Source organism: Scytonema sp. NUACC21 (assembly GCF_054684315.1).
Genome location: NZ_BAAFZH010000082.1, coordinates 120,937 through 128,609 on the forward strand (window position 1 = coordinate 120,937; position 7,673 = coordinate 128,609).

General features: G+C 42.1%; 7 protein-coding genes. All 7 read left to right on the top strand.

Features of this window, described 5'->3' with window-relative positions:
* Positions 1-89 precede the first annotated feature (89 nt).
* The gene (locus ACYRY3_RS19285; RefSeq protein WP_460203218.1) at positions 90-1,766 is read left to right on the top strand and encodes an FAD-dependent oxidoreductase; all 1,677 of its coding nucleotides are present in this window, start codon (positions 90-92) and stop codon (positions 1,764-1,766) included.
* A gap of 174 nt (positions 1,767-1,940) precedes the next feature.
* Entirely contained in the window at positions 1,941-2,624 is a 684-nt protein-coding gene (locus ACYRY3_RS19290; protein WP_460203219.1) for a DJ-1/PfpI family protein, read from the top strand.
* 34 nt (positions 2,625-2,658) lie between these two features.
* Positions 2,659-3,486, top strand: coding sequence for a type 1 glutamine amidotransferase domain-containing protein (locus ACYRY3_RS19295; protein ID WP_460203220.1), 828 nt, complete (start codon positions 2,659-2,661; stop codon positions 3,484-3,486).
* Positions 3,487-3,572: 86 nt separating this feature from the next.
* A complete protein-coding gene (locus ACYRY3_RS19300; protein ID WP_460203221.1) occupies positions 3,573-5,327 on the top strand; it encodes a thiamine pyrophosphate-binding protein in 1,755 nt (584 codons plus the stop codon).
* A 35-nt stretch (positions 5,328-5,362) separates the two neighbouring features.
* A complete protein-coding gene (locus ACYRY3_RS19305) occupies positions 5,363-6,097 on the top strand; it encodes an EthD domain-containing protein (RefSeq protein ID WP_460203222.1) in 735 nt (244 codons plus the stop codon).
* A 455-nt stretch (positions 6,098-6,552) separates the two neighbouring features.
* Complete coding sequence (locus tag ACYRY3_RS19310) at positions 6,553-7,242, top strand: EthD domain-containing protein (RefSeq protein ID WP_460203223.1); 690 nt, start codon at positions 6,553-6,555, stop codon at positions 7,240-7,242.
* Positions 7,243-7,338: 96 nt separating this feature from the next.
* Positions 7,339-7,673 (top strand): nuclear transport factor 2 family protein (locus tag ACYRY3_RS19315; RefSeq protein ID WP_460203224.1); only part of this gene is annotated, 335 nt, incomplete at its 3' end.

Below are 7,673 nucleotides of genomic sequence, written 5' to 3' on the forward strand. Positions count from 1 at the left end.
TGGGGAAGGTGCAAGATGTAAGACAAGTGAAAGCAACATCAATATAACTTGTAATTTTATAGTCACCAAATAAAAAGGAGGGATTGTAATTGCGTAAAGCTTTATCATCTAAACCCACGTTGATTACGGTGGATGACGATCCTGAAGTTCTACGGGCAGTAGAGCGCGATCTGCGACAGGAATATGGTAAGCACTTCCGGGTATTGCGAGCGGATTCAGGTTCCACAGCTTTGACAATACTACAGGAGCTGAAATTACGCAACCTGACGGTAGCTTTATTTCTGGTAGACCAACGCATGCCAAATATGACTGGTTTGGAGTTCCTACAACAGGCAATGGAATTCTTTCCAGAGGCTAAACGTGTTTTACTGACAGCGTATGCAGATACTGATGCTGCTGTCCAAGCAATTAATAAAGTTAAGATTGATTACTACCTCTTGAAGCCATGGCATCCCCCACAAGAGAGCTTGTATCCTGTTCTCAACGATTTGCTTGATGATTGGCAAGCTTCGTTCCATCCACCATTTGAAGGTATTCGTGTCATCGGTTTTCGTTGGTCACCTCAGTTACATCAAGTCAAAGACTTTTTGAGTCGCAATCAGGTGCCCTATCAGTGGTTAGACATTGAGAATGACATAGAAGCGTACCGCTTAATGACCTACGCCGAATGTGGTACCGCAGATATGCCACTTGTGCTTCTTCCTGATGGTTCACATTTGGTCAAACCGACGAATGTTCAAATTGCACAGAAAATTGGGCTCTTGACGTCAGCTAAATTACCATTTTACGACTTGGTGATTGTAGGCGCTGGGCCAGCTGGTTTAGCAGCTGCGGTTTACGGAGCATCTGAAGGACTTAGCACAGTCATGATTGAGAGAGAAGCTCCTGGAGGTCAAGCAGGGATGAGTTCTCGGATAGAGAATTACTTGGGCTTTCCTATTGGTCTTTCTGGAGGAGAATTGACTCGACGTGCTGTGGTTCAAGCGAAAAGGTTTGGTGTAGAACTCCTCTCACCGCAGGAGGTGATTAGTGTTCGTGTTGAAGATCCGTATCGGATTATTAAGCTAGCTAATGGGAGTGAATTAAGTTGCCGTGCATTGATTGTTGCAATTGGGGTTTCTTATCGCCAGCTTGAAGTACCCGGTATCAAACATTTGACAGGGGCTGGTGTCTATTATGGTGCTGCAAAAACGGAGGCGCTTGCTTGCAGTGGAGAGGATATCTTTATAGTTGGTGGGGCAAACTCAGCAGGACAAGCCGCTATGTACTTTTCTCGGTACGTCCGTAGTGTGACTATTTTGGTACGTGGTCATTCCCTATCTAAAACTATGTCACACTATCTCATCGCTCAAATAGAGGCAACTGAGAATATTAGGGTTATGTCCCATTGCTGTATTGCCGAAGTTAAAGGGGAGGAACGTCTTGAAGCAGTCACAATTGCTAATATCAAAACTGGCGAAAAGCAAACGCTTTGTGCAAATTCGCTGTTCATTTTTATTGGCGCAGTACCCCATACCAGTTGGTTAGACGGTCTTTTGGAACGAGATGAGCATGGTTTTATCTTGACTGGATCGGATTTAATCCGCAATGGACATCGTCCCAAAGGATGGATGTTGAATCGAGAACCCTATTTACTGGAAACGAGTGTTCCTGGTATTTTTGCAGTGGGAGATGTACGCTGTAAATCGGTAAAACGAGTCGCCTCAGCAGTCGGAGAGGGTGCGATCGCTGTCCAATTCGTTCATCAATATCTTGGTGAAACGTAGTTGTACTGTTTAAAAACCTTTTTGCAAAGTTGGCTAAATAATTTGGACTTGTTTCCAAAGAATGGTTCTTGTAGTTGCGTTTAAAGTTTTTTAAGCTGTTATCAGAGACTAATAAATAAACAGTCTATGGTAATTCCACCTAAGAATCTAGAGCTTTGAGGAAATATAACTAATATGATACCTAGATCGCTTGGAGGGAAGAAAATTGCAATCCTCGTTGAGAGCGAGTTTATCCCCGAAGAAATTGAGTGCTACCATCGGCGCTTTCAGGAACTTAAGGCAGATGTACATTTTATGTCCAGACTATGGGGCAAACCCAGTGTTCGCTTCTTCAGTGATACTGAAGAGGGAAATATACCCCAAACATTGGAAGTCCAAATAGATTTTCAGAACGTAAACATTAACGACTACGCTGCTGTTATTATAGCCGCAAACTATACCAGTGTACGTCTGCGTTACTTCGAGCCGCCATCAGGGTCTGCGATTAGCCCAGAACAAACCCGTACCGCACCCGCAGTTCAATTTTTTGCACAGGCAATGGCAAATCCTAAGATTGTCAAAGGTGCGTTGTGTCATGGGCTATGGTTGTTGACACCAATGCCAGAACTACTTGAGGGGCGTCGAGTTATCTGCCACGAGGTCGTTCTTGCAGATATTATGAATGCGGGTGCAACCTATGTATCGTCACCTTTAGGTGTAGTGGTCGATGATGACCTTGTGACTGGTCGTTCAAAAAACGAGGTTGAAGCATTTGTTGATGCCATAACCGAAAAAATTCAACAAATTGCTACTGCAACGAATCGCTTTACTACCAGAAAGTCAGTCACTCCTCTGGCAAGAATAAGAAGTGCAAGCTAAGTAGTTTGAAAACAATTCATAAGGCAGCGATTTTATGAAAAAGATTTTGACAATTTTATCAGAGTGGGGCTATTGGGGTGAGGAACTTGTAGGTCCTTTAGAGGCTTTCGATGCTGAGGGATATCATGTTGACTTTGCAACGTCAACGGGAAAGAGACCAGTAGCACTTCCTCCTAGCATGGACCCTTTCTATATTGACCCTCCCTTGGGCAAAACAGTGGTTTCTGAGGAAATGGCAGAGAAGGTTAAGAGGCTAGACGAATTAAGTAACCCTCGCTTGGACAACCCAATTATACTGTCGAAGTGGTTACCGAATAGACCTTACTGGAGTTCTCCAAGATTTCTGCGGGAAATGGAAGCTTATTACAGAGCGCTTGATGAAGTGCAGAAAGATTTGGAACAATACGATGCTCTCCTCATAGTAGGTGGTAGCGGGCCAATTGTCGATTTAGCAAATAACCATAGAGTTCACGACCTCATCCTCAGTTTTTATAAAGTCGGAAAGCCAATTGCAGCAGAATGTTATGGTGTAGCGTGTCTTGCCTTTGCTCGTGACCTTGGAGACAGGAAAAGTCTCATTTGGGGTAAGCACGTCACAGGTCATTGCAAGGAATACGATTACCTGGATGGAACTGGATTTGTAGGAACTGATATCAATATTGGTCCACCTCCATATCCTCTGGAATATATTTTGCGCGATGCAACAGGGCCAGATGGAGGCTTCCACGGTAATTTTGGGAAAGAAATCTCTGTTATTGTTGACTATCCGTTTATTACTGGTCGCTCTACTCCAGATTCTTACACGACTGGAAGGAAGTTAGTAGAAGTCTTAGAAAAGGGACTGACAAGATACGGGTGGTAAGTTTGACTGAGCCAAGCTTTAGCAGGTCAAATTTTACGACCATACCATAAGTTGAGTTTTTTGCAATCAAATATGGGAGCAGTTTTGTGAGTGTCGCAACAAAACAGACTATTTTGAAGGAAGTAGAAAATAAACCAACCAGGAATGGTTGTTCTGCTGTCATTGAACAACTTCTTGCAGATGGCATACGTTATATATTTGGAAACCCAGGTACGGTCGAAGAAGGGTTGCTCGATGCCATGGGTGACTATTACCCAGATTTTAGATACATCTTTGCATTGCAGGAGACAATTGCAATAGCTGCTGCAGACGGCTATGCTCGCGCTACAAAAAAACCAACGGCTGTGCAACTTCACAGTGGAGTTGGTGTGGGGAATGCAATTGGTGTGCTTTACCAAGCAATGCGCGGTCATGCTCCACTAGTAGTGCTTGCTGGAGAAGCTGGTATCAAATACGATGCCATGGATGCTCAAATGGCTGCTGACCTTGTGAGTATGGCAAAGCCCGTGACAAAATGGGCAACACGGGTAGTCCATCCTTCTTCTGTTTTACGTGTGTTGCGGCGAGCCATTAAGATAGCTGCTACACCCCCTATGGGTCCCGTGTTTGTCTCTTTGCCAATGGATGTACTGGATGCTCCTAATTACGAAGCAGTCATTCCGACTTCTTTTCCAGAAACACGAGTTGCTCCTGAAGATGACCAAATCACCAAAGCTGCAACTATTCTGACTAATGCATCTGAGCCATTGATTATTGTGGGCGATGGGGTGGCATTTTCTGATGCACAAGCTGAACTCACCCGTGTAGCTGAACTCATCGGCGCTCAAGTCTGGGGTGCAGATTCATCCGAACCAAACATAAGCGCTACGCATCCTTTGTTTGGAGGATTACTAGGTCATATGTTTGGTGAGGACAGCCATCGCATTACATCACAAGCAGATGCAATCTTAATTGTTGGAACCTACGTTTTTCCTGAAGTCTTCCCTGCTCTGTCTGAGGTTTTTGCTCCTGGAGCAAAAGTTATTCACATAGACTTAGATACTTACGAGATAGCGAAGAATTTCCCAGTCAATTTTGCACTGCTTGGCGATCCAAAAACCACGCTTGCTAAATTAGCTGTTGCCCTTGAGACAACTATAACAGCTGAAAAAAAGGAGGTGGCGAATGAAAGATGTGCTTTAATAGAACAGACTAAGCAACTAAAGTTAGCTTCTGTTCTTGAAGCTGACAAGGCTGTTCGTGATTCAGTACCTCTGCATATGACACGTTTTGCAGAGGAGCTAGCTGCTTTGTTACCACCAGATGCCATTATCTTTGATGAAGCTATTACCAATTCTCCCGAACTATGCCGGTACATACCACCAACAAAGCTAGGACACTACTTTCAAACCAGAGGTGGTTCGCTAGGTGTTGGTATTCCTGGAGCAATTGGTCTTAAGCTAGCTCATCCAGATAAGACTGTGATTGGATTCACAGGTGATGGTGGCAGTATGTACACTATTCAAGCTTTATGGACAGCTGCACACCACAATATCAATGCTAAGTTCGTTATCTGCAACAACCACAGCTACCAAATACTGAAGCTGAATATTCTGCATTATTGGCGCGAGCTTCACATACCAGAACACGACTATCCGTCTTTCTTCAACATCTGTAATCCCGAGATACATTTCACTGAATTAGCAAAGAGTTTGGGAGTTGAAGCTGTTCGGGTTGAAAAGCCAGAACAGGTCGCTCCAGCTATCAAGAAGGCGTTGGAGCATGATGGACCATTCTTAATTGACCTAGTACTTACAAATGAAGTATCAGGCACAAAGATTGGTGTCAAATGTGGTCAGTAGAAAACAAAACTTTAATGAGTCAAAGGAGAAAAACAATGACAATGATTCATCAACTTATATTTGCCCATCCCAAACCAGGAATGAGTGAGAAGGAGTTTCAGGACTATTGGAAAAATGTTCATGCTATTAACTACGCAAGCAAAATTCCTCAAATTAAACGTTACATGATTGATTCGAGGATTCCTTTTGGACCTGAGCCGCAAGATCCTCTATGGAGTGGCGTTGCTGAGATTTGGTTAGAAAATGAAGAAGAACAATTAGCATCTCTTCAAACTAAAGAGTTTTTAGATGGTGCTCGTCTTGATGAACCTAAATGGGCTGCTTTTTGGCGTACTGTTGTACTAGATACGACAGCTCACACTCTGATAGAAGGTCCTCCATTGGACAGAGAATCAAAACTGGTGAAACTCTTTATCCTGACTAAGCGTAAAGCAGGAACACCCTTAGAAGATTTTCGGCGAGAAATGTTAGAAAATCATGCGCCAAAAGTGAAAAAGCTTCCTGGTTTACGACGTTATCTTCAGTGTCATGTTCGGGATGGCTTGTATGCGATTGGGGAACCAGTTCTCGATAGTGCTTCTATACTTTGGTTTGATGATGTTGAGGCGCTAGAAAAGGCTTACAAGTCTCCAGAATATGAAAATGAAGTCAAGCCAGACTTTGCCAATCTTTTTGAACCCAAATACATTCACACTTTAGTGACTGATGAAACTTGGATTATTGGACCAGAGTTTCGCCAAACGGAAAGAAGTTTAGCATTATCTGCCTAAATCTAAACTTTGCCTTCTTTGACAGTAAACGCGATTAAGCCGAAATAGCTTTTAAAAAGTGCGACTTTGCTGCAAACGCCCACCATGTACATATTTCTGCTGTACTACGTTTTGTAGGAGCTAATATCCACAATTGATGGTTAAAAGATATAAAATGGCTCAAAAAGGCATAGGATGTCTCTTGAGCGATCTTCAAAAGCCCTCAAAATAATGGCTGCTAATGCAAGTAGCACTTTTTCATCCGTATCTCGGCTCGACTCTTAAACAATTCCAACATACACAGTTTTACGGCACAATGCTGTCTCTGTATTCAGTTTGCAGTTTTCAAAAACAAGAGAATAAATATTTAGCAATCACTTTAATTATTTTAGGATTGATTATACAGTGCCTAAATGACTAAAGCAGCGTTTTTGAATTTAAACTGAATAAATTTATAACAGATAGGATACCCTACCATGATTCATCAAATAGCATTTACTCATCCTAAACCCGGAATGAGTGAAAAAGACTTTCAAGACTACTGGAAAAAGGTTCACGCAATTGAGTACGCTAGCAAAGTTTCTCAGATTAAGCGTTACATGATTGCTTCGAGAATTCCTTTTGGACCAGAACTAGAAGACCCTCTTTGGAGTGGTGTTGCTGAGATTTGGATGGAAAATGAAGAAGAACAAATAGCTTCTCTTCAAAGTAAAGAGTTTTTAGAAGGGGCACGTCGAGATGAACCAAAATGGTCAGCATTTTGGCGTACTGTTGTCCTAGATACAACAACTCACACTATATTAAAAGGGTTGCCCCTCGAAAAAGACCCCAGAATGGTGAAACTCTTCATTCTAACTAAGCGTAAAGCAGGTATGTCCTTAGAGGATTTTCGTAGGCAAATGTTAGAACGTCATGCATCTAATGTTTTAAAACTTTCAGGTTTACGACGCTATCTTCAGTGCCATGTTCGAGATAGCTCCTATGCAGTTGGAGAGACAACCTTCGATTGTGTTTCACAACTATGGTTTGATGATATTGAAGCGTTAGAAAAAGTTTATAACTCTTCAGAATATCAAAATGAAGTTAAGCCAGATTTTGCTGTTCTCTTTGAACCGAAGTATATCCATACTATGGTGACTGATGAAACTTGGATTATTGGTCCATAATCATGTCGGCAAAAGATAGAAGCATCTAAAAAATAGATGCTAAATCGTGAATAAATAGAAATTTTTCGTGAAAAATAACCCTTTGGAGGTATGAAGATGGCTGAACAAATTCTTATTAATGAAAAAGAGACCTATGAGATAGCAAAACGATGGTTTACTGCTGTGCAGCAAGGTGATTTTGAAACTGCAATCAATTGTTTGGCTAATGATGTTGAGTGGGTGAATTACACTATAGTTCCCGGAGTAAATGACATCATGCCATGGATCGGAACGTACTACGGTGTTGAACAAGTCGTTGAAACGTTTAAAATTTTTACTAGATTGGCTGATATTAAGTTTGAGAAGTTAATTAAATTGGTTGTTCAGGGAGAGGAGGCTGCAGGAGTCATACATGAGGGTTCTGTTATTAAAGCAACAAGGATTGAATTTGA

Excerpts from the sequence above, each read along its gene's own strand:
- ACYRY3_RS19290 (WP_460203219.1), top strand. The coding sequence starts at position 1,941 with ATGATACCTAGATCGCTTGGAGGGAAGAAAATTGCAATCCTCGTTGAG.
- ACYRY3_RS19295 (WP_460203220.1), top strand. The coding sequence starts at position 2,659 with ATGAAAAAGATTTTGACAATTTTATCAGAGTGGGGCTATTGGGGTGAG.
- ACYRY3_RS19305 (WP_460203222.1), top strand. The coding sequence starts at position 5,363 with ATGACAATGATTCATCAACTTATATTTGCCCATCCCAAACCAGGAATG.
- ACYRY3_RS19310 (WP_460203223.1), top strand. The coding sequence starts at position 6,553 with ATGATTCATCAAATAGCATTTACTCATCCTAAACCCGGAATGAGTGAA.